This is a genomic window from Paraburkholderia sp. DHOC27 (assembly GCF_003429005.1).
Classification (GTDB): Bacteria; Pseudomonadota; Gammaproteobacteria; order Burkholderiales; family Burkholderiaceae; genus Paraburkholderia.
The window spans coordinates 1,447,719-1,471,100 of the sequence record NZ_QVQV01000001.1; the positions used below are offsets into that span (position 1 = coordinate 1,447,719).

Below are 23,382 nucleotides of genomic sequence, written 5' to 3' on the forward strand. Positions count from 1 at the left end.
CGCCGCACAGCACGTCCCGCTCAATCGCTGCTTCCAGCCGGCGCTTACTTCGCCGAACCGGGTGCCCCGACACCCGCGCGATGCGACGGCGCGAACATCCGCAAACCACTGGCCACACTCGCCGCACCGGCGAACACTGCGCCCGCCGCCAGTGCGAGCGTCGGACCATGCTGACCCGCAATCCCAAAGCTCAACGCCACCAGCGCCGCGCCCGTGGTCTGCCCGAGCAGGCGCGCGGTCGCGACAATGCCGCTCGCGCCGCCGCTGCGGTTGGGTGGCGCGCTTTGCATCAACGCCTTCAGATTGGGTGACTGGAAGAAACCGAAGCCCGCCCCGCACACGGCCATGCGGATCGAAATGTCGAGCACCGCGGGATGCGCCGGCAGCAGCGCCAGCGACGCCATCCCCGCCGACAACACCGCCAGCCCGATCGCACCGAGCAAACCCGGCGGATAACGGTCGGACAGGCGGCCCGCAATCGGCGCAGCGAGCGCGACGACTACTGGCCACGGCGTCATCAGAAAGCCCGTCTCTACCTGGCTGCGATGCAGCACGCTCTCGAAGTAAAACGGCAAAGAGACGAAGGCCAGCCCCTGGGCGGCGAACGAACAGATGGCGGTGACCGTCGAGAGGGCAAACACCGGCAGTTTGAACAGATCGACCGGCAGCATCGGCGCCGGGTGGCCGTGCTCACGGCGGATCAGCAGCAGGCCGAACACGATGGCAACGGCCGCCGCCACCAGCACATACTGGGTCGGCTCGCGCTGGGCGGCCTCGCCGAGCGCGAAGATCAGCGCCGCGAAGGTGATCACGTTGAGCAGCGCCGCCATCGGGTCGAACTGATGTGCGCCGCGCTCGGTGTGGGGCAGCGCAGGCATCGCGAACACCAGCGCCATCACGCCGAGCGGCACGTTGACGGCGAACAGCCACGGCCACGTCCCGAAGGACAGGATCAGCGAAGCAACAGTCGGCCCGACCGCGAACGACACACCGACCACCAGCGCATTGAAGCCAAGCCCGCGCCCGAGCCGGTGCGGCGGAAACAGGAAACGGATCAGCGCAGTGTTCACGCTCATGATGGCGCTCGCGCCCAGACCCTGCAGCACCCGCGCGGCGGCCAGCAGGGGCAGGGTGCCGGACAGCGAGCAGGCCAGCGAGGCAATCGTGAACAGACCGATGCCCGCGATGTAGATGCGTCGATGCCCGACGATTTCGCCGAGCGCGGCGAGCGGCAGCAGCGTCGCGACCATCGCCAGCTGGTAGGCGTTGATGATCCACACAGATGCAGCGGGCGCCGCGTGCAGATCGGCGGCGATGGTCGGCAGCGCGGTGTTGGCGATCGCGGTATCGAGCGTGGCCAGCGCGACGGCCAGCATGATCGCGGCCATCGCACGGCGGTTGCTGGCGGACATGGGACCGTCGGCGGGACGCGCGAAGCCATCGGACGACGCGGGCGGGGCAGGGTTCTTCTCAGTCAAAACGGATTCTTGAAAGGCGGCACGCGGGACGAGGCGCGCCTCGATTGACGAATGGCGCTGTCTCAGAAGACCGCTGCGATTGCAAAGTGGAACGTCGACGCAGGCCCACGCGCCCAGTGGTCGACGCGTGACGCGCTGCGAATGAAGTGATTGTTGCAGAGGCGGGAAAATCTTGCTGGCAGGTCCGCAGTGGGGTCCGCGCGAGGTGCGCGCGGGGTACTCGAGAAAACGCAACTAACAGTCAGGCGCAGCCGCGTCCACCCGCACCGCGGCCAACGCCATGACCGAGTTGTCTCAACTAAACGAAGCCAACAGAATCGACAGCTTGCGAATATGCGTTTTGAATGCTTCGTTCGTCTCGCGGTCGTGCGCGGCGCTCAGATGAGGCGCCTCGGCCAGTTCGACCTGCTCCTGAAACTCATCGGCGATCCGGCGTCGGGTCTCCGGCGGCAGCGCACGAATCATCGAGACCAGCAGCAGTTCCTGGGCGTGGAACATTCCGAGCATGGATTGTGCGTTCATCTGGACCTCCGTCACCGGAAACGCAGGCAGTGGGCGCGCGGCAGCCCGGCGCAATCAAGCCGGGCTTGAATCGCGCTGTCGCGAACGCGCCACCTTGTGCATCCATACTAGTGCAGGCCGACCCGAGGATTCACGGGCGTCTGCACTGGATCTGTGCGCAGCGTGGTCAGGAATGGCGCCCGGCGGGCAATCGGCGATTTCCCGCGTACGGGACCGCTCGGTGACGGGAAGTCAGAAATGTCCTACCCTGCTACTTTACCCGCCTGACCGGCACGCGCCTCCCGTCCGTCAAACTGCGGTCCGCGCGCGCCGCGTCGCTCTAACCGGAGGCTTCACATGACAGCCGTGGATCTGGAGTTCGACCAGCTCAACAGCACTGTCGATGCGCTACGGCGCTCTATTTCTAACCGCATGATGTATGGCGTCGGTAAGGACGCCGTCACCGCGCGGCCGCATGACTGGCTGCACGCCGCCGCGCTCGCGGTACGCGACCGGCTGGTGGCGCGCTGGATGAAAACCACGCGCCTGCAATATGAGCAGGACGTGAAGCGCGTGTATTACCTGTCGATGGAATTCCTGATCGGCCGCACCTTCACCAACGCATTGCTGGCGCTCGGCATCTACGAGCCGATGCGCGAGGCGCTCGCCGGCCTCGGCGTCGATATGGACATGCTGATCGACATGGAGCCGGATGCCGCGCTCGGTAACGGCGGCCTGGGTCGGCTGGCGGCCTGCTTTCTGGATTCGATGGCCACGCTCGGCATCCCAGGATTTGGTTACGGCATCCGCTACGAATACGGCATGTTCCGTCAGCAGATCGTCAACGGCGAGCAGGTCGAAGCGCCGGACTACTGGTTGCGCAACGGCAACGCGTGGGAATTTCCGCGCTCGGAGATCCAGTATCTGGTGCATTTCGGCGGGCGCACCGTGCAGCGTGGCGAGCACGTGGAATGGATCGACACCGAGCATGTCAACGCGATGGCCTACGACACCGTCATTCCCGGCTACGCGACCAGCGCCACCAACACACTGCGGCTGTGGTCGGCGCGCTCGACGGAGGAACTGGATCTGTCCGCCTTCAACCGCGGCGATTACCGCAGCGCCGTGGACGCCAAGACGATGTCCGAAAACGTCTCGCGCCTGCTGTATCCGGATGATTCGACGCCGGCCGGTCGCGAACTGCGTCTGCGGCAGGAGTATTTTTTCGTCTCGGCGACGATGCAGGATCTGATCCGCCGCTATCAGCGCACGCACAGCACGTTTGGCCGCTTCGCCGAAAAGGTCGCCGTGCATCTGAACGACACCCACCCGGTGCTGGCCATTCCCGAACTGATGCGCCTGCTGGTGGACGTGCATCACGTACCGTGGGCAACGGCGTGGAAGCAGATCCAGCAGATGTTCTCATACACCAACCACACGCTGATGCCGGAAGCGCTCGAAACGTGGGACGTGGAAACGTTGGCGCGGTTGCTGCCGCGTCACCTCGAGATCATCTTCGAGATCAACGCGGAATTTCTCAAGCACGTGAGCGAGCAATCCGGCCACGATGCCGAAATGATCCGGCGCATTTCGCTCGTCGACGAGTACGGTCAACGTCGCGTGCGCATGGCGTACCTCGCGATCGTGGCGAGCCACAAGGTCAACGGCGTATCGAAGCTGCACTCGCAACTGATGACGCGCGAGATTTTCGCGGACTTTGCGCGCGTGTTCCCCGACCGTTTCACCAACGTCACGAACGGCATCACGCCGCGCCGCTGGCTGGCGCAGGCGAATCCGTCGCTGTCGTCGCTGATCGACGAACAGATCGGCACGCACTGGCGGCGCGATCTGTTCGAACTGGAAAAGCTGCGTGAGCTGCGTCACGACACGGCATTCGTGGACGCGTTTCGCAATGCCAAGCGTCAGAACAAGATGCGTCTCGCGCAACTGCTGTCGCACCACACGAAGGTCTCGTTCGACCCCGACGCGCTGTTCGATCTGCAGGTAAAGCGCATCCACGAGTACAAGCGGCAACTGCTGAACGTGCTGCATGTGATCGTGCGCTACAACCAGATTCGCGCCAATCCCGAACTCGACTGGGTGCCGCGCGTGGTGATGTTCGCCGGCAAGGCGGCGTCCGCGTACCGGATGGCGAAGACCATCATCCGGCTGATCGGCGATGTCAGCGAGAAGGTCAATCACGATCCGCTGATCGGCGATCGCCTGAAGGTGGTGTTCGTGCCGAACTACGGCGTGAGCGTAGCAGAACTGATCATTCCAGCGGCGGATCTGTCGGAGCAGATTTCGATGGCGGGCACCGAGGCGTCGGGCACCGGCAACATGAAGCTGGCGCTCAACGGCGCGCTGACCATCGGCACGATGGACGGCGCGAATATCGAAATCTGCGACGCGGTGGGACGCGAAAATATCTTCATCTTCGGCCACACCGCCGACGAAGTGGACAGCCTGCGTGCCACCGGCTACCGTCCGCGCCAGATCTACGAAGAGAATCCGGAACTGCGTATGGCGCTCGACCAGATTCGCACGGGCTTCTTCTCACCCGACGACCCGCTGCGCTTCTCGGACATCTTCCATACGCTGGTCGACTGGGGCGATCACTATATGGTGCTCGCGGACTTCGCGGCGTTTGCCGAGGCGCAGAAGGAAGTCGATGCGCGTTTCCGCAATCCACAGGCGTGGGCCGAAAGTGCGATCGAGAACGTCGCCGGCATGGGATGGTTCTCGTCGGACCGCACGATCGGCGAGTACGCGCGTGAGATCTGGCACGTGAAGCCGCTCGACATGTCGTAAACGACGCGCCGCCCGTCGCGCCGCGTGAGTATGCGACGGGACGGGCGGCAGGTTGAAGTTGAGCTGGTTCGTGTTACGGCGCGAGGACTTCGGACGGCTTCTTCGCGTGCAGGCCGAGCTGGCCGTTGCGGAAATCCAGCAGCACGTCCAGATTCTGCATGGCCGTCAGACCAATCACGATGCGGTTCGCGCCCGGCTTGCCCTTGGCAACCGTCACCTGCGCGCCTTCATAACGGTGCGTCCACCCGCCGATGCCCAGCGCGACATCGTAGTTACCTTGCGCGAGGACGTCGTTTTCGTCGCCGTCGCCGGTCCAGTTAGGGGCCTTGTCCGTTTCCACGCGGATCATCTCGGTACTGCCGGTCGCGAACACGACGGGGGCGCAAAAGCGCATCTTGTCGCCGATCTGCGCGCACCCCACCGGCCATTGCGTGGCGCCGTTGCGGGCGGCGCTCATGGGCACCAGCGTGAAATTGCGCGTGACGGCGTCGGACGGGGTGATCACCACGAACGGTTTGTCGAAGTTCGCATGCACCAGATAGCGCTGGCCGATATTGCCCGGCAAGGCGCGCAGCGGTGCCGTGCAGCAGTCGTCATTGGCCTGCTCGGCGCCCGCGCCGAAGATGCCCGAGAAGGCGAAGCCGAACTCGCCGGTGTAGCCATCCATTGCCAGACAATGCCGTTGATTGCGCTGACAGCGCACGAGGTTGACCGCCTGCACGTTCATGTCGACCGGCTTGGTGCCGACCACGCTGACGGGCAGTTTGACGGACGGGCCGGACACCACGGCGCCGTTGGCGAAGGTCAGCGAGGTGTCGGCGCCGGCGGGCGGATAACTGGTGGCCGGCAAGACTGTGCGCAACACGCGCACGCCTTGTGTGCCGGTATCGAACGCCATATACACGGGTTTGCCATCGAGCTGGACCGGCAGGCCGAGGCGCGCATGGCCTTCGTCGGCGCGTTCCACATGCAGCGGGATCAGCACGCCGTCGTTACCGCCGTTGATCAGCGTGGCAGAGGGAGCGGGCGGGGTGGGCACCGGAAAGGTGACGCCGCAGCCGCTCAGCGCAAGTGCGCCGGCCAGCGCTGCGGCCGTGAGAACGCCATAGCGGCCGCGCAGCGACGCCGTGGCCTGGCGCGGCTCGAGGCGTTCGACGAAGCGGGGGATGATGAGGCTTTTGAGCGACTTGAGCGTCGCCGTGAATGACAGGCTATTTCGGGACAGCAGATGCATGGAACCACACTTGGCGAAAGAGCGTGTCCCTGACGGAGGCGAAGCAGCGTGAACTGTGAAGCGGGCCGCAAGGGCGACAGTCGCGTGGGCCTGTTTGCCCCGATGGTGCCCGGATAGCTAATAGCCAAGGGCCGGAGGCCGGGGCGTTGAACCTGGCCGCTTGCGGGGCCTGCGGAGGGAACGCGGGATCAAAGAAGCGCAGACTCTAACCGCACGGCCATACCGAATTGACAAAATAGGTAAAGTATTGATTTGGATCAAAGATTATGTGAGCGACGCAGCATGGAGCAGGTGGCCCGTCCAAGCGTCGCCCGATCGAGTGCACTGGTCAGCGCGCCGATCACTTCGTCCAGCGTGCGCGAGATCACTTCGACGCGAAACGTCATGCGTTCATTGCGTTTGTCGATAGTCACGACATAGAGCTGCAGATTGTTGCCAAGCGCGGCATGCAGCGCGCGTCGGCCGTTTGCCGAGGACGTGCCGCTGACGGTGACTTCGAGGGTAACGCGCGGGACGTCGCGTGAGGACTGCGGTGTCACGGCGCGCACGGGTTGGACAGCGCGCCGGCTGGAGGTGAGGGGCAAAACGGTGGACTGGGTGGACTGAAGCATCATGTTTGCGCCGTGACCGGGGAGGGCGGCGCGTTGTGAAGACCTGTCCACTGTAGCCACGTGAGCCTCAAGCCGGCGCAAAAGCTCACGCGGTTCGAATCAAATTCGTGTTAACGCAAGGCGGCTCAGGCCTTCGGCGCAGACGATGACGCAGAAGACGGCGCGGCAGACGCAGAAGGAGAAACTGAAGCAGAGGACGCAACAGCGGACGCCGCCATCGTCTCGCGCACGGTCAGCGCCACGCGTTCGACGAATTCCAGGTCGATGCTCGACAGCGCCTCGCGTTCGCCGCTGCTGGTCTCGACGATCAAGCGGTGCATGACGTCCTGAGTGGCCCACGTGAGCCAGCCGACCACGATCAGCATCACGCCGCATACGATGCTCACGGACGAGTGATAGAAGCCGCCCACCACCGCGCCGATCAAACCGATCACCGAGATGGCCACCGGCAGTGGCCGGTTTTTCTGCACGGTGACGACGCGGACGTTTTTCACCTCGCGCAGCGGGAAAACCTGTCCGGCGGCAGAGAGTGCATTGCGCGTGACCGATACGCCACGGTCGTTGAAGGGAGTTTCCATCTGGTCGATACGAGGGATAGCAAAGGGCGCAGGGTACCAGAGTTCAAAACGTCAGAGGAAAAGCGGGCGGCAAAAGTGTCATGCGTATGACCCAACGCAGTGCATTGCCGGACTTAAATTTCGCGCACGTCAAAAGCAGAGTGTCGGTAAGATTGGGTCCGTCGCCGTGACCCGCGCCGTGATCCCGTCACGCAAGGGTTATGCGCCGCAGCTCAAGTGCTTGAACAGGATAACGTAGCGTCGGCCGTCTGAACAAAATATGTTTTGAAGTGACGGTCGCGATTGAAATTTTTTTCTTATTTGGCTAAATATACAGGTTACGTGTTATTTCGCTAAAGTACGTGTCATCTCGTGACCGGACCATTGATCCGGTGAACAGGGGAATGCACTTGAAAAGTGATTCGCGGACGTCGGGTTTAGCTTACGAAGAGCATACGAAATTCCGAGCGCGGTACGCGGTGAAAGGCGGCCTTGCGTTCGTCGTCGCCACGTCGCTGGCGGCTTGCATGGTGGGCCCCGACTATCACAAGCCCGAGGTCCAGACTCCCGAGAGTTTCAAGGAAGGCGTCGACTGGCAACGCGCCGAAGCGAATCCCCAGGCTGCGATCTCCAGCACCTGGTGGCGCATGTATGGCGACGACAAACTGAATGATCTCGTCGAGCAATCCTTAAAGGCCAACCAGTCAATCGCAGCGGCCGAAGCCGCCTACCGCGTCGCGCTCGCCACCGTCGAGGCCAGCCGGGCAACCCTGTTCCCGGTGGTGACGGCCGGTATATCGGGTTCGCGCTCGGGCGGCAACATCGCCGGGCTCGCGGCGAGCAGCGGCTCGTCGACGACAGGGGCGGGCAATGCGGTGGTGGCCTCCGGCGCGGTCAGTTGGGAAATCGACCTGTGGGGACAGTTACGCCGTGAGGTCGCGGAAGCCAAGGCCAACGCCGAGGCGTCCGACGCCCAGCTCGCCGGCGAGCGCATCTCGATCGCAGCCAGCGTCGCCACCGACTACTTCCAGCTCCGCCAGGCCGACTACGACATCCGTGCGCTGCGAGAGCAGCAGGACATCTACGGCCGCATCCTCAAGATGACGCAGACCGGGCTGCAGGTCGGCGCGTCGTCGAGCGACGACGTGCTGAACGCGCAGGAAAATCTGCAGGTGGTGATCGCCGAACTGCAGACCACGGAGATAACCCGCGAGCAGGACGAGCACGCCCTCGCCGTGCTGACGGGTGTGCCGCCCGAGTCGTTCAGCATTCCACCCGATCCGGACTACGCTTTCCTCTCGCCTGCCGTGCCGGCGGCGCTGCCGTCGCAACTGCTGGAACGCCGCTATGACGTCGTCAGCGCCGAGCGCACCGCGGCGGCGGCCAATGAGACCATCGGCGTGGCCGAAGCCGCTTACTTCCCGACCCTGACGCTCTCAGCCGAGGGCGGCTTTGCGCACAACACCTTTGCCCATCTGTTCACGGTGCCGAGCCGCTTCTGGACGCTCGGCCCGGATCTCGCCGCCACCCTCTTCGACGGCGGCGAGCGCACGGCCGCGGTCCACAAGGCGCGCGCCACCTACGACGAAAACGTCGCGACCTATCGCAACACCGTGCTGACCGCATTCCAGAGTGTCGAAGACAGCCTGTCGTCGATGAACCATCTGCGCGATCAGGAGACCGCCTACGCGCAGGTGCTCGACAGCAGCAGCCGGCTGTATGCGAGCCAGCAGGCGCAATTCGACGCGGGCGCGTCCAGCGAACAGAACGTGCTGACCCAGCGGCTGACGCTGGTTCAGGCGCAGGAAACCCTGCGCGACACGCAGGCGTTGCTGGCCCAGAGCAACGTCAATCTCGTCAAGAATCTCGGCGGCGGCTGGCAGCGTGACGACGCCGAGATGGCGTCGGCGCCGGCCGCCGCCTCGTCACCTGCTTCAGAAGCTGTCGCAACACCTGCCTCGGCGCGGTCAGCCGACTGACTTACATGCTGTTCCATAAGTTCTGGCAGGCCGCCTGACGCGGCGTGCCGGCCTCAAGCAAGAACGGAGTTCTCATGAAGTCACGTCCTCAGCGCGCGTCGCTGTCGTATCTGTGCCTGATCGTACTTGCCGCCTGCTCCAAGCCCGCGCCTCCGCCGCCCACGCCGCAGGTCGCCGTGGTCAAGGTGCAGTCGCAGACCGTGCCGTTGCAGCGCCAGTACGTTGGCCGGCTGTCGCCTTACTACATGGCGAACGTCACGGCCCGCGTGTCCGGTGTGCTGATGAAGCGGACGTACACGGAAGGCGCCCAGGTGAAGGCGGGGCAGGTCCTGTTCGAGATCGATCCGACCTTCTACCGCGCGCAGCTCAATAACGACATCGCGATTCTCGCCGAGGATCAGGCGACCTACGTCAACGACCACGTCACCGCCGAGCGCAACCGCAAATTGCTGCCAGTTGGATCGGTTTCGCAACAGACGGTCGACAACTCCAACGCCGCTGAGCGCAGTGCGGCGGCCAAGGTCAAGGCCGACGAGGCGACGGTGGAAAGCGCACGGGTCTCGCTCAACTACACGCGCGTGATTGCGCCGATCAGCGGCATTGCCGGACAGCAACAGGTGACGGCGGGCGCGGTGGTGGGCAGCAGCACGTCCGACTCGGGCGGCAACGGCACGCTCCTCACCACGGTGCAGCAGATCGATCCGATGTACGTGAACTTCACGATCAGCTCGTCCGATCTGGCCACCTTGCAGGATGCGCAGAGCACTGGCTCGGTCGATCTGTCGCAACAGAATCACACCACGGTGCAGATCTCGCTGCCGAACCGGGCGGCGTACGGCACACCGGGCACGCTCGATTTCTCCGACGTGTCCGTCAACGCGGCCACCGGCTCGATCAATTTGCGCGCGCTGGTTGCGAACCCGCAGCGGCGTCTGCTGCCCGGCATGTATGTATCGCTGACGGTCAACTTCGGCCAGCAGAACAAGGTGTTCCTCGTTCCGCAACAGGGCGTGCAGCGCGATACGGTGGGCGCTTACGTGCTCGTCGTTGGCGCGGACAACAAGGTGGGCCGCAAGGATGTAGTGGCAACCGACAGCCTCGGCCCCAACTGGGTCGTGACGCAGGGTCTCGTCGACGGCGACCAGATCATCGTCACCGGCGTGCAGAGCGCGCGCGAAGGCGCCACCGTGAAGACGGTGGAGTGGCAGCCGCCGGCCTCCGGCGCGGCTGCGGCGAGCGCGCCAGCGGAAGGCGCGGCGGCAGCACCTTCGGCATCGACGGCGGCGCCAGCGGCACCCGGCTCCGGTCCCGCGGCTGCTTCGGCATCCGCAGCATCTTCGGCTTCGGCCGGCATGGCGCAGTAGGAGATCGCTCATGCCGAGTTTCTTTATTAACCGCCCCGTCTTCGCCTGGGTCATCGCGATCCTGATCTGCCTGTTCGGCATCATCTCGGTACACGGCATGGGGATCGACTCCTACCCGGATATCGCGCCGCCGGAAGTGACGGTGACCGCGCAATATCCGGGTGCGAGCGCCCAGACGATGGAATCGACGGTGACCCAGGTGATCGAGCAGCAGCTCACCGGCATCGACAATCTGCTGTACTTCAGTTCGACCTCGAGCTCGAACGGTCAGACGCAGATCATTCTGACCTTCGCCACGGGCACCAACCCGGACATCGCCCAGGTGCAGGTGCAGAACAAGGTCACGCTGGCCGAGCCGCTGCTGCCTTCGCAGGTCACGCAGCAGGGCGTGGTGGTGGCAAAGGCGAGCCCGGACATTCTGATGTTCGTGGCCTTGCAGTCCGACAACCCGGCCATTGATGCGGGCCGGCTCTCCGATATTCTGGCTTCGGACATCCAGCCGAATATCGGCCGCGTGAACGGCGTGGGTAATACCACGCTGCTCGGCTCGGAATACGCGGTGCGGATCTGGCTCGACCCGGACAAGCTGCAAAGCTACGGGCTCTCGACCACCCAGGTGCTCAACGCCGTCAGCTCACAGAACGCGCAGTTCGCCGCCGGCTCGCTCGGCGCGGACCCGGCCATCAAAGGGCAGGTGTTCACGGCGAACGTGACGGGCGACAGTCTCTTCTCGTCCATCAAGCAGTTCCAGGACATCATCATCGTCGCTAACAGCAACGGCACCACGGTCAAGCTGAGTGACGTCGCGCGCATCTCGTTCGGCTCGCAGACCTACGGCTTCGCGCCGGTCTACAACGGCAAGGCCGCGGGCGGTATGGCCGTGTTCCTGTTGCCGGGCGCCAATGCACTCGCGGTGGCAAAAGCGGTCAAGGCCGAGATGGCCACGCTCGCGAAAGACCTGCCCGAAGGCGTGACGTGGAGCGTGCCTTACGACACCACACCGTTCATTACCGCGTCGATCGTCGACGTGATCCGCACACTCGTCGAAGCGATCGTGCTGGTGTTCTTCGTGATGCTGATCTTCCTGCAGAACCTGCGGGCCACGATCATTCCAACGCTGGTGATTCCGGTGGCGCTGCTCGGCACCTTCATCGGTCTGTCGGCGCTGCATTACACCTTGAATCAGTTGACGCTGTTCGGCATGGTGCTGGCCATCGGGATCGTGGTGGACGATGCGATCGTGGTGATCGAGAACGTCGAGCGCATCATGACCGAGGAGAAACTGGAGCCACGAGCGGCGACCCGCAAGGCGATGGGACAGATTACCGGCGCCATCATCGCGATTACGGTGGTGCTCTCCGCCGTGTTCATTCCATCTGCGTTGCAGCCTGGCGCAACCGGCATCATCTACGCCCAGTTCGCGCTGACGATTGCCGTTTCGATGGGATTCTCCGCATTCCTCGCCATGTCGTTCACGCCTTCGTTGTGCGCGGCGATCCTGAAGCCCGAGCACGAGACCAAGAAGAACCGGATCTATCGCGGGTTCGACCGGGCTTTCGAATGGACCACGAACAAGTATCTCGGTCAGACGGCGCGTGCCGTGAGCCACGCGCCGCGCTGGATGATCGTGTTCGTGCTGGTGGTGATACTGACCGGTTTCCTCTACACGAAACTGCCCACCAGCTTCGTGCCGGATGAAGACCAGGGCTTCGTGCTGGCACTGATCAACCTGCCGTCCGGCGCGACGCTGCAGCGAACCGATCACGTGATGGCCGAGGTGCGCGACAAGCTCGCGAACGCACCGTTCAGCAAGGAGATCGTCGGGATCTTCCAGCCGGAAGGCTTCAGCTTCGTGGGTACCAGCGAAAACGTCGGCATGTCGTTTATCAAGCTGTCCGACTGGGACAAGCGCCACGACACGGCGATGACGCTGATTCCGAAGATCAACCAGGTGCTGCACGGCATTCCCGATGCGCAGATCTTCGCGGTGAACCTGCCGACCATTCGCGGTCTGAGTCAGTTCGGCGGTATCGACATGTATCTGCAGGCGCGTGCCGGTCAGTCGCGCGATGAACTCGCCGGGGCCACACGCACGCTGCTCGGCGAGGCGTCGAAGAGCCCGGTGCTGTTCGGGATTCGCCCGAATTCGCTGCCGAGCGCGCCGCAACTGGATATCGCAGTGGACCGCACGCAGGCCGAGTCGATGGGCCTCTCGCTCACGGATGTCTACGACACGCTGGAGATGGAGCTGGCGCCGTTCTACGTCAACCAGTTCACCTACGGCGGGCGGGTGAAGCGCGTCTATATCCAGGCAGACGCGCCGTACCGGATGAACCTCGACGCGTTCCAGCATCTGTACACACCGAGCCTGTTCTCCTCCACCAACACCACGACCAGTAGCACCAGCACGAGCCAGTCGTCCACGACCGGCACGACCACGACCAACGGCTTCGCGACGGCGCCCAATCCGTCAGCGGCGAATACGGCGATCAGCCCGTACAACATGGTGCCGCTGTCGAGCATCGTGAATGCCAAGTGGTCGTTTGGCCCGACCGTGCTGCCGCGCTACAACGGCTACTCCGCCATTGAAATCGTCGGTAACTCGGCGGCGGGTTATTCGACTGGTCAGGCCATCGACGTGCTGCAACACATCGTCGACCGTCAGTTGCCGGTCGGTTTCGCGGCGGACTGGACCGGTCAGTCGTTCCAGGAATTGCTGTCGGGTTCGTCGGCGGTGACGCTGCTGATCCTGTCCATCGTGGTGGTGTTCCTGTGTCTCGCGGCCCTGTATGAAAGCTGGTCGATTCCGGCGGCCGTGCTGCTGGTGGTGCCGCTCGGCATGCTGGGGATGCTGGCGTTCTGTCTGACGTTTGGCGTACCGAACGACATCTACTTCAAGATCGGGCTTGTGACCGTGATCGGCCTCGCGGCGAAAAACGCCATTCTGATCGTCGAGTTCGCAGTGGAAGGGCAGCAGAAAGGCCAGACGCTGCGCGATGCGGTAATGAGCGCGGCGCGGCTCAGACTGCGACCCATCTTGATGACTTCGATGGCCTTCATTCTCGGCGTGTGTCCGCTCGTGCTCTCCTCGGGTGCGGGCGCGGCGTCGCGGCATGAGATCGGCACGGGCGTGATCGGCGGCATGCTGTTCGCCACCTTCCTTGGCCTGCTGCTGATCCCGGTGTTCTACGTGGTCGTGCGGCGGCTGCTCGGCGACAAGCTCGACGAGGTCTCGCGCAAGATGCCGCATCACGGCGATGACAACGAGGGCGGCCACGGTGAGCATGACGGCGGCCATGACGGCGGCGGTCCCGGCGGGTCTGGTGGTCCGGGCGCTCCGGGCGGCACCACGCCCACTGGCGAGGGCACGCCTGCGTAGTCATGCTGACAGCGCGGAGAGAGAGCAGAGCGCGCCGACGCCGGCGCGCTCGAATCATTCATCTAACCCGCATAACGGATTTTCCTCAAGCCTGGCCGGGTCCGTGCCGTTAGCCCTGTAAACGTATCCATACGCTATCCATAAGACGGCACGGCTGCGCGCGCCCGTGCTACACGCACACCTTCGAAAACGATATGAAGCGCCTTGAATTGCGGGCTTTGCATGGCCGGAGAATGACGCCTCATGGTTGACGTTCCCACCCATTGGGACGCGGCCGACGCTACCGCTCACGGTGCCCCGACGCTCGAAGCCCAGCTTCGCGCCGCGCGCGACTCTGGCCAGCCGTGGGCGGCCACGTGGGCCTGGTATCGCGCGGGCGAGCAATGGCACCTCGGTGGCCAGGGCAGCGCGTCGCCCGAGTGGCCGCAAGCCATCGCGAGCGACCGGCTCGCGCAACTCTGCGCCGAGCGCGGCTGGCACCGCTGGCCGACCGGCTGGGGTGAAAGCGTGCTCGGCTGGCTGATTGCACCCGCTGCCCATGCCGACGACCCCTCGCTGCGGGAATTCGCCCGCAGTCTCGGCGAACGCGCGCAGAGCGACGCGTTGGCGCGCGCCCAGAACACCCAGCGCGTGCTGTACGAGATCGCCTATCTGGCGAGTTCGGTGCCCGATCGCGCCGCGTTTTTGCGGCGCGTGCATGAACGGCTGGGCACGCTGATCGACGCCGAGAATTTCTACCTCGCGCTCTACGACCGCAAGAGCGGCAAGATCACCTATCCGTACTACGTGGACGTGATCGACACCGACGTGGTCGAGGCAGAACACTTCGACATGCTCGACCCCGAGCGCCCCTCGTTGACGGCCTGCGTATTGACCACCGGTCAGCCGCTGATGATGGATGGCGAGATGATCAAGAACGCCAAGGCGCAAGGGGTGTTCTATCCGATCGGCGACCACCCCGAGTTCTGGATGGGCGCGCCGCTGAAGAACGCCTCGGACGAGGTGTTCGGCATGCTGGCCATGCAGGTCTACGAAGTCTCCCGCATCTACAGCGCCGAGGACCGCGCGTTGTTCCTCGTGGTGGCGCGTCACGTGGCGATGGCGCTGGACCGGATCCTGCACCGCGCCGATCTCGAGGAAAAGGTGGCGCGGCGCACCTCCGAACTCTCGCGCGTGAATGCGGCGCTGCGCGAAGGCATTGCCGAACGTGAGCGCGCCGAACATCTGCAGGCCACGCTGTTCCAGATTGCCGAACTGTCCAGCCGTCCCGGCGACATGGTGGAGTTTTTCCGCAGCCTGCATCACATTGTCGGCAAGCTGCTTTACGCGCGCAATTTCTACATCGCGCTGCTCGATACGGAAACGCAGGCCGTCACGTTTCCCTATTACGTCGACGAGTTCTTGCAGAGACCGCCGCCGCCGCGTGTCGACCGGCGCGGCCTCACCGAATACGTGATTCGCCAGCGCCGCCCATGTCTGATCGACGCGGACGGCGCGTTGCGCCTGATCGACACGGGCGAGATCGACATTCGCAGCGAGAACGTGCGGCTCAGTTCGTGGCTTGGCGTGCCGTTGTTCGACGGCGACGACGTGCGCGGCATGCTGGCCGTGCAGAGCTACGCCCCGCTCGTGCGCTATTCGCAGCGCGATCAGGAGCTGCTGACGTTCGTCTCGCATCACATTGATACTGCGCTATCGCGCCGGCGCGCCGCCGACGCGCTGCACGCTGCGAACCTCGAACTCGAATCGCGCGTGCAGATCCGTACCCGTGAACTGGATAACGCCAACGCGCGCCTCGTCCACGAAAACTCGCACGATTCGCTGACCGGATTGCCGAACCGAAGTCATCTGCTGCACCGCTTGCAGGCCGCATGGAGTGCCTATTGCACGGACGGCAGCCAGGTGACGGTGATGTTCATCGACCTCGACCGCTTCAAGATCGTCAACGACAGCCTTGGTCATCATTGCGGCGACCTGCTGCTGGTGCAGGCGGCCGGGCGCCTGCGCGGCTGTCTGCGTGCCAACGATCTGCTGGCGCGGCTCGGCGGTGACGAGTTTGCTGTTCTGTCGATGAACGCGCCGCTGAGCGATGCGGTTGCCATTGCGGAGCGTATCCTCGCGGCTTTCGATCTGCCCTTCGATATCGACGAGCATGTGGTGTTCTCGTCGTGCAGCATCGGCGTTGTGAATGCCGACAGTCAGTATCACGTCAAACCGGCCGATCTGCTGCGCGATGCCGATATCGCCATGTATCGCGTGAAAAACGCGGGCCGCGACAGCTTCGTGGTGTTCAACCACGAGTTGCGGCGTGAGGTGCTGGATCAGGTGGAACGCGAGGGCGCGCTGCGTAACGCGCTCAAACGCAATGACGAACTGCTGCCGTTCTTCCAGCCCATCGTGGACGTGCGCACCGGCGACGTGGTCGCACTCGAAGCACTGATTCGCTGGCGCCAGCCGGATGGGCGCATTGTCGGGCCGGGTGAGTTTTTGCCGGGAGTCGAAGGGTTGCGCCTGATCGGGCGCCTCGATCTCTACATGCTCACGCGTGTGGCCGAAATTCTGGCGGAACCGCAGCGCGCGAACTGGCCGCCGGTGCACGTGAACTGTTCGAGCTTCAGCATCACGCGGCCGGAGTTTGCGGGCGAAGTGCTGGCGCTGTTGCAGCGCTATGGCGTGGCGCCGTCGCGCGTGTGCCTCGAATTGACCGAGGGCGCGCTCGTGGCCGAACCGGAACTCGCGCGCACCACGATGCAGGTGCTCGCGGACAACGGCATGTCGGTGGTGCTCGATGACTTCGGCGCGGGTTTCTCGTCGCTTAGTTACGTCCACCAGTACCGCTTCAGCGGCCTGAAAATCGACAAGTCGTTCATTCTCGAACTGAGCAGCAGTCCGCGTAGCCGGGCCATTGTCAGGGCCATCGTGCGGATGGCGGAATCACTGGGGCTCACGCTCGTGGCGGAAGGCGTCGAGGATGCGGGCACGCTCGCGATGTTGCGCGAAATGGGCGCGGCCCAGGCACAAGGCTATTTCTTCGACCGACCGATGCCGCTCGACGCGTTGCTGCGCTCGCCACACTGGGAGCGGCTTGCGGCCAGGAGTGCGGAAATCCCGGCTGCCTGAAGCGTGAATCGCCGCCGCGGCCGTTCAGGCGTGACGGTATTACCTGCGAAGTCGTTGAGGAAATCGCGCCGGCTACTATCATTGAGGCTACCCGCAACTTCCGGCGACAAGCCCTGGGCCCAATGAGCAAGTCAGCCAACCCCTCAACCTTGCCCGCCAACGACGTAGGCGAGATGCTGCGTCACTGGCGCAGCAATCGCGGCAAGAGTCAGTTGGACCTGGCGCTCGACACGGGCGTGTCGCAACGGCACATCAGCTTCGTCGAGGTCGGCCGGTCCGTGCCCAGCCGTCAGATGCTGATCGACCTGGCGCAAGGACTGGATATTCCGCTGCGTGACAGGAACACCTTGTTGCTGGCCGCCGGCTATGCACCCGTGTATTCCGAAGGCGCGTGGAATTCGCAGGAGATGCAGAGCATCACGCGCGCGCTGGAGCGCATTCTGCATCAGCATGAACCTTTTCCCGCACTCGTCATGGATCGTTACTGGAACGTGCTGATGACCAATGACGCGGCGCCCCGCTTTTTCAATTGCTTCATCGACATGGCGCAGCGCACGGGGACCCGCAACATGCTGCATCTGATCTTCGATCCCGCAGGCATGCGGCCGTTCGTGGCCAACTGGGCGGAGGTCGCAAAGAGTCTGGTGCAGCGGGTTTATCGGGAAGCGGTAGGGCGCGTGGTGGACGAACCGACCCGCGAACTGCTGGACGCGTTGCTGGCGTATCCAGACGTCAAGCCCGAGTGGCGCATTCCGGACCCGCCGGATGGCACGCCGGAGGCGTCCGCCATGCCGGTGGTGCCGCTCGGTTTCTTCAAGGACGGCAACACGCTGAACTATTTTTCAATGGTGTCGACGGTCGGCACGCCGCGCACGGTTGCAGCGCAGGAGTTGCGCGTGGAGTGTCTTTTTCCCGCGGACGAAGCAACCGAACGGCTTCATCTGGACTTGATGAACGAGGTTCATCGCAGGGACTAAACGTAGCGTCAGGTGCGGGCTTTTCGAAGATGCCCGCACCTGCGCTAACGTCAATTAGTTAGGCAACCCAGGCATATTCACTGAACGCGTCTTCAAGTGGAATACGGCTGGCGCTGCCCGCGTAGTTGGTCATGGTCGACGCGGCCACCACCAGTATCACTTCGAGCACCAGCGCCTGCTCGAAACCCGCTGCGGTGAAGGCGGTGACATCCTGATCGTCGAGCCGTCCACGCTTTTCGATCAGCGTACGGGCCAGATGCGAAAGCGCGGCATGCTGCGGGTCTTTCGGCGCGCGGCGTGCACGGATGGCGTCGACATCCGCACGATCGAGTCCTTCCTTGAGCGCGAGGAACGTGTGAAAAGCCACTGCCCAGGTGCAACCATTAGTGACGGCATTCGTCAGCAGCAAGGTCTGGATTTGCGCTTCCGTAAAGCTGCCGGTATGCACCTGCTGGAACACGCCCACCAGACCGTTGATCAATTTCGGTGAGCCTGCCAGAGCGCCCGCAATGTTGGGCACCATGCCGAAGGCTTGGGCAAGCGACTGGAGCGCGGGCTTCGATTGTTCCGGCGCGGATTCGAGTGTGTAAATGGGAAAGCTGGCCATGATATTCATCCTTCAGAGTTGAGCGCGTATGTCAGGGAATGACTGCACGACCCACGTAGAGTAGGTTCGTGCCGTACTCGCGCCAACTACCTCTGAGGTAATAAGGACCGCTACCTCGTCACGTTTCGCACGCCTCGTTGACGCCTGTTCTAGCGTGCTGCGGCATCGATCACGTTAATCTGCATCGGGCGCCGCACGGTAAAGCCGAGGGCACGATAAAGCGCGATAGCGCCGTGATTCGATTCGAACACGTGCAGGAAGGGCGTCTCGCCGCGCGCAACGATGGCCGAGATCAACAGTTTCATTAGACCGCCCGCATAGCCGCGTCCGCGAAACGCAGGGTCGACACAGACGGCGCTGATTTCGGTGAAGCCGTCCAGTTTCATGCGCTCGCCCGCCATCGCGGCGAGCTTGCCTTCGACGCGCACGCCGAGATAGTCGCCGAGCTCGATGGTGCGCGGACCAAACGGACCAGGCTCGGTGATTTTCGTCAGGGCGAGCATGTCGGGGACATCGTCGCGAGTAAGCTTGACGTGCTGCAAGACGTCTTGCTCGTCGCGTGGGGCGAGCGAGTGCTGCCAGATCATTTGCAGCGCATCCACCTGCTTGAGCACTGTGATGCCGGGCGGCGCCACGAATGCCTCCGGCGTGACCAGCGCCACGGAACCTTGTGCCTCGACGAGCGAGCGCAGCGCTTGCAGCGATTCAGCACTGTCATTCGGCACGGCGGCGAAGCGGCCGATATCGTCCACGAACCGCAGCGCCCGCTTGTCACCGACGGCGAACTGCTGGTGCTTGCCTGTGAGCGAGTTCCATACCACGGCATCGAGCGGATGCGGCTCGTTGGCGTTCTGCTTGATACTGACTTCAGACATCCTGTTCTCCTGATTAACGCACGTCTTTCTGCCTGCTGCGTCTGGCCGCCTCGAAACCGGCGGTCAGACGTGCAATAGCTTATCGAGTGTGATCTAACCCGAACCACACGTCGATCGTCAACCTCAACGCTCGAACACGTGGCGATGTGCTTTCACGAATGCGCCGACCGTCTGGGGCGCTTGCCCGGTGATCTCGCCTATCACGTCATCCGCGCCCTTAAAAATACCGTTCTGGTAGTCCACGGCAATCGCAAGGAAGTGCTGGATCATGAAGTCGGGCAATCCGTATTTCTGCAGATGCTCGCGGTATTGTTCAAGCGTAGACGGGCGGTAGGCGATCTTGCGGCCCAGCACTTCGCCAATTTCATCGGCAATCTGCTGCTGGTCGAGTTCGACCGGACCGCACAGCGGCAGCGTCTTGCCGATATGACCGGCCGGTTTGGCGAGCACGGCGGCGATCAGACGCGCCTGGTCCTCGGCGGCGATCGGCGCGTGACGGCCCTCGCCATACGGCAGCGTGATCGCGTTGTCCTGCACGATCTGATCGCGCACCCACGGGAAGATGAACCATTCGGAAAAGAACGTCGGACGAATGTGGACGGTCGGCACGCCGGACCAGTCGAGCACGCGCTCGGCGACCCAATGATCGCGGGCGGCGTGACTCTTCGAGTCTTCGCGGGCCGAAATCTGCGACATATCCACCACGACTTCCACACCCGCGCGCCGTGCGGCGTCCGCGAAATAGGCGGTGGCCTGAATGAAGCCGGGGCGTACCGGGTAGCACAGGTAGGCGCCGGTCACGCCGTCCATTGCGCGAATCACGTCGTCGTGTTCGAGCAGATCGCCAACCACCACTTCGGCGCCTTGCTTCGCGAGCGCCGCACTGCGTTCGTCTTCCTGATGCACGAAGGCGCGCACCGCGTGGCCGTCGTCGAGAAGATGGCGGATGGTGTGGATGCCGGTCTTGCCGGTGGCACCGGTGATGAGATATTGCCGTTGCGTCATGGTGATTCTCCAGTCTTTGCGTGGGTGCACTCGTCACAAGTGCGGGGGGAGGACTACTTCAAGTGTCCGATTCGCTATCTATGCATATGCACAGATGTGGGTGAAGAAAACGCGCTCACTGCACCAAAAAACTGGGGCGGTTAGAGCGCGTCGAGGTGTTCTCTTACTTCCTGCAAAACTGCCATTGATGCGTCCGCGTCCGTCATGATGCGAGCCATCGTGATACCGCCGATCATGGCCGCGAGTGCGAACACGGCTTTGGATCGCGCGGCTTCGGGCTCCGCTTCGTCTGCATGTTTGACCAGCAGCGCAAGCAGACGGTCGAGCGAATCCGTGGCCGCCGCCCGCGTTTCAGCCTCCGAGCGGATCAATTCGCTGCCCATGCCCGCGATAGGGCAACCGCGCGCCGCGTTGTCACGATGACCTGCGGAAACGTACGCATCGACAATCGCCTTGAAGCCGTCCTGAGCCGCGCTGGCCGTGGCTGCCGCTTCGAGTTTGCCGATCACGTCGGTCATGCCGCTTGTGCAGGCCTCGGCAACCAGATGATCTTTCGAGTCGAAGTGCCGATAAAAGCCGCCATGCGAGAGACCGGCTTCGGCCATTACGTCGGCGAGCCCTGTGGCGTGGATACCTTTGCCGGTGAATTCGCGCGCCGCGATCTCGACAATCCGCCGACGCGTTTCTGCGGTTTCAACCCTGGACTTCCTCATGATGTGCCGCGCTCCGTCATCCGATGTTTAATAGATGTTAGTCATCATCTAAATGGAAGTCAAGCTTTACGGAAGACACTGCTTGGCAGCTTGACAGTATTTGACATGTCAGATATTCTTTTTCTCAGCGAATAAGGAGTAGCCACATGGATCACTACACGAAAGACAACTTTGCTTCGTTGCAGAACGTTGGCTACGCCATCAACAAGTCGCGCAATCTGCTGGTGGGCGAAATGGATTCCGCGCTGAAAGATCTCGACATCAGCACCCAGCAAATGGGCGTGATGTTGGCCGTTCAGCGGGGCATTGCCACCACGCCGTTCGAGTTGTCGAAGTATCTGGGCACGGATACGGGCTTGATGACGCGTCTGCTCGACAAGCTGGAAACGAAGGGCCTGCTGGAACGTTCGCGCAGCCTGGAAGATCGCCGCGTGGTCAATCTGACGTTGACGGAGAAGGGCAACGCCGTCGCCGACCAGATTCCCGGCATCGCCCCAGGGGTGCTGAACCGGCGCCTGAAGCGCTTTACCAAGGAAGAGTTCAAGCAACTCAACTATCTGCTGGGCAAATTTCTGGAAGCTTGAGCGGGAAATTTTTTTGGCCATATATCTGACAGATCAGAAAATGAAAACACAGCTAAATGCAGGTGCAGCGGGTCCACGAGTAGCGAAGGCGGCCATGACGGTGATGTTCGCGGCGGTGCTGTCGGCATGTGTCAACTACGCGGGGATTTCGAGCGACAGGCAGATGGCGCAGCCGCAAAGTCTCGCGACCCAGCAAAGCATTCCAACCGACGGCGGGCGCTGGCCGACGCTCGACTGGGCCAGCCAGTTCGGCGACGCGCAATTGCAGGCGCTGCTGGACCAAGCGCTGAAAGACAATCCGTCGCTGGAGCAGGCGCGGGCGCGCGTTGCAGCGGCTGCGGCGTACACCGAAACCGCCAAGGCCAGTACGCTGCCCAAAGTGGGCGCGGATTACTCCTTCCAGCGCGAGCAGTTTTCCGGAACCGCTTCGGTTCCACCACCCTATGCAGGTAGTTGGCAGTCCGAAACCAAGGGCGTGCTGTCTGCCTCGTATGACCTCGATCTGTGGGGTAAGAATCGCGAGGCGCTGAAGGCGTCGCTGTCGCAATTGCAGGCGAGTGAAGCGGATGCAGAGGTCGTCAAGCTGACGCTGAGCGCTTCCATTGCCCGCAGCTACAACCAGCTGGCACGCCTCTACGTGTTACGCGACATCGCGCAACAGGAAATCACGCAGCGCGAGCAGATTGACCGCATCACGGCGACCCGGATTGCGCATGGGCTCGACACCGACGTGGAGCGCAAGACCGCATTGGCCAATCTCGCCACCAGTCGCGCGACGCTTGCTTCGCTCGACGGCAGCATCGTGACGACGCGTTATCAACTGGCCGCGCTGCTTGGCGCCGGGCCCGACCGCGGCCTGGCGATTGCGCGTCCGACGCTGGGCGTGGGCGATGAAGTACGTCTGCCCGACAATCTGCCGGCCGATCTGGTGAGCCGCCGCCCCGATCTGGTCGCAGCGCGCTGGCGGGTCGACAGCTACACGCACGACATCAAGGAAGCCAAGGCCGAGTTCTATCCCGACATCAATCTCAGCGCCGCCATCGGCCTGGATGCGTTCGGCTTCGGGCGCTTTTTGACGGCCGCCAGCCGCACCGTAGATGCGGGACCGGCCATCCATCTGCCGATTTTCGACGCCGGCGCCTTGCGTGCGCAACTCAAGGGGCGTTACGCCGATTTCGATTCCGCCGTAGCGGGCTACAACCAGACGCTCGTGACAGCGCTCTCGGAAGTGGCCACGCAACTGGCCGACATCCGCGCAACCGACGCACAACTGACCCAGGCGCTCGCCGCACAGGATGCCGCCCATAGCGCCGATCAACTCGCGCTCACGCAATACAAGGCGGGTCTCACGAATCAACTGACCGTGCTGAACGCGGATACCACGGCGCTCGCCGCGGACGATTCCGTGGCCAATCTGAAGATGAACCGGCGCGATCAGCAAATCGCGCTGGCGCAGGCGCTGGGCGGCGGCTACACCGACACGTCCGCCCCCAACAGCGCGCTTGCCGACGCAGCCGGCGCGACGCAAACCCATCCTGTCGCCGCCGCGCGCTAATCCGCATCGCGACACTTTTATTCTTTGCCTGG

General features: G+C 63.4%; 17 protein-coding genes. 8 read left to right on the forward strand and 9 right to left on the reverse strand.

What is annotated here, in order from left to right:
* Window positions 1–44: 44 nt before the first annotated feature.
* The gene (locus D0B32_RS06370; protein ID WP_117332833.1) at window positions 45–1,412 is read right to left on the reverse strand and encodes an MFS transporter; all 1,368 of its coding nucleotides are present in this window, start codon (window positions 1,410–1,412) and stop codon (window positions 45–47) included.
* 360 nt (window positions 1,413–1,772) lie between these two features.
* Window positions 1,773–2,000: a hypothetical protein gene (locus D0B32_RS06375; RefSeq protein ID WP_117332835.1), complete on the reverse strand. Its 228-nt coding sequence runs from the start codon at window positions 1,998–2,000 to the stop codon at window positions 1,773–1,775.
* 336 nt (window positions 2,001–2,336) lie between these two features.
* On the opposite strand from D0B32_RS06375, the gene D0B32_RS06380 reads away from it, so the two are divergent.
* Window positions 2,337–4,790 carry a glycogen/starch/alpha-glucan phosphorylase gene (locus D0B32_RS06380; protein ID WP_117332837.1) on the forward strand — a complete coding sequence of 818 codons (2,454 nt, stop codon included), beginning with the start codon at window positions 2,337–2,339 and terminating at the stop codon, window positions 4,788–4,790.
* Between the two features lie 73 nt (window positions 4,791–4,863).
* Here the strand turns inward: D0B32_RS06380 and D0B32_RS06385 are convergent, their stop codons facing one another.
* The 3 genes from D0B32_RS06385 to D0B32_RS06395 form a co-directional block, all read right to left on the reverse strand.
* The gene (locus D0B32_RS06385) at window positions 4,864–6,024 is read right to left on the reverse strand and encodes a hypothetical protein (protein WP_259294897.1); all 1,161 of its coding nucleotides are present in this window, start codon (window positions 6,022–6,024) and stop codon (window positions 4,864–4,866) included.
* 257 nt (window positions 6,025–6,281) lie between these two features.
* Complete coding sequence (locus D0B32_RS06390; protein WP_117332839.1) at window positions 6,282–6,638, reverse strand: hypothetical protein; 357 nt, start codon at window positions 6,636–6,638, stop codon at window positions 6,282–6,284.
* Between the two features lie 122 nt (window positions 6,639–6,760).
* Window positions 6,761–7,213 (reverse strand): DUF6232 family protein, encoded by a 453-nt coding sequence (locus tag D0B32_RS06395; RefSeq protein WP_117332841.1) that lies wholly within the window; start codon window positions 7,211–7,213, stop codon window positions 6,761–6,763.
* A 458-nt stretch (window positions 7,214–7,671) separates the two neighbouring features.
* Here D0B32_RS06395 and D0B32_RS06400 point away from each other — a divergent pair, with 458 nt between their 5' ends.
* The 5 genes from D0B32_RS06400 to D0B32_RS06420 all read left to right on the forward strand — a co-directional run bounded on the left by D0B32_RS06400 (window position 7,672) and on the right by D0B32_RS06420 (window position 18,011).
* Entirely contained in the window at window positions 7,672–9,171 is a 1,500-nt protein-coding gene (locus D0B32_RS06400) for an efflux transporter outer membrane subunit (RefSeq protein ID WP_259294898.1), read from the forward strand.
* A gap of 74 nt (window positions 9,172–9,245) precedes the next feature.
* The gene (locus D0B32_RS06405) at window positions 9,246–10,535 is read left to right on the forward strand and encodes an efflux RND transporter periplasmic adaptor subunit (protein ID WP_117332844.1); all 1,290 of its coding nucleotides are present in this window, start codon (window positions 9,246–9,248) and stop codon (window positions 10,533–10,535) included.
* A gap of 10 nt (window positions 10,536–10,545) precedes the next feature.
* The gene (locus D0B32_RS06410) at window positions 10,546–13,914 is read left to right on the forward strand and encodes an efflux RND transporter permease subunit (protein WP_117332846.1); all 3,369 of its coding nucleotides are present in this window, start codon (window positions 10,546–10,548) and stop codon (window positions 13,912–13,914) included.
* A gap of 243 nt (window positions 13,915–14,157) precedes the next feature.
* Window positions 14,158–17,034, forward strand: coding sequence for an EAL domain-containing protein (locus D0B32_RS06415; RefSeq protein ID WP_117332848.1), 2,877 nt, complete (start codon window positions 14,158–14,160; stop codon window positions 17,032–17,034).
* A gap of 122 nt (window positions 17,035–17,156) precedes the next feature.
* On the forward strand, window positions 17,157–18,011 hold the full coding sequence (locus D0B32_RS06420; protein WP_117332850.1) for a helix-turn-helix domain-containing protein: 855 nt from the start codon (window positions 17,157–17,159) through the stop codon (window positions 18,009–18,011).
* A 58-nt stretch (window positions 18,012–18,069) separates the two neighbouring features.
* On the opposite strand, the gene D0B32_RS06425 is transcribed toward D0B32_RS06420, so the two are convergent.
* The 4 genes from D0B32_RS06425 to D0B32_RS06440 all read right to left on the reverse strand — a co-directional run bounded on the left by D0B32_RS06425 (window position 18,070) and on the right by D0B32_RS06440 (window position 21,211).
* Window positions 18,070–18,618 carry a carboxymuconolactone decarboxylase family protein gene (locus D0B32_RS06425; protein WP_117332852.1) on the reverse strand — a complete coding sequence of 183 codons (549 nt, stop codon included), beginning with the start codon at window positions 18,616–18,618 and terminating at the stop codon, window positions 18,070–18,072.
* Between the two features lie 149 nt (window positions 18,619–18,767).
* Window positions 18,768–19,493, reverse strand: coding sequence for a GNAT family N-acetyltransferase (locus tag D0B32_RS06430; protein ID WP_117332854.1), 726 nt, complete (start codon window positions 19,491–19,493; stop codon window positions 18,768–18,770).
* 123 nt (window positions 19,494–19,616) lie between these two features.
* Complete coding sequence (locus D0B32_RS06435) at window positions 19,617–20,498, reverse strand: NAD(P)H-binding protein (RefSeq protein WP_117332856.1); 882 nt, start codon at window positions 20,496–20,498, stop codon at window positions 19,617–19,619.
* A gap of 140 nt (window positions 20,499–20,638) precedes the next feature.
* On the reverse strand, window positions 20,639–21,211 hold the full coding sequence (locus tag D0B32_RS06440) for a TetR/AcrR family transcriptional regulator (protein WP_117332857.1): 573 nt from the start codon (window positions 21,209–21,211) through the stop codon (window positions 20,639–20,641).
* 146 nt (window positions 21,212–21,357) lie between these two features.
* On the opposite strand from D0B32_RS06440, the gene D0B32_RS06445 reads away from it, so the two are divergent.
* Both D0B32_RS06445 and D0B32_RS06450 read left to right on the forward strand, forming a co-directional pair.
* Window positions 21,358–21,795: a MarR family winged helix-turn-helix transcriptional regulator gene (locus tag D0B32_RS06445; RefSeq protein ID WP_117332859.1), complete on the forward strand. Its 438-nt coding sequence runs from the start codon at window positions 21,358–21,360 to the stop codon at window positions 21,793–21,795.
* A gap of 40 nt (window positions 21,796–21,835) precedes the next feature.
* On the forward strand, window positions 21,836–23,350 hold the full coding sequence (locus tag D0B32_RS06450) for an efflux transporter outer membrane subunit (RefSeq protein ID WP_259294899.1): 1,515 nt from the start codon (window positions 21,836–21,838) through the stop codon (window positions 23,348–23,350).
* The last annotated feature ends 32 nt before the right edge of the window (window positions 23,351–23,382 follow it).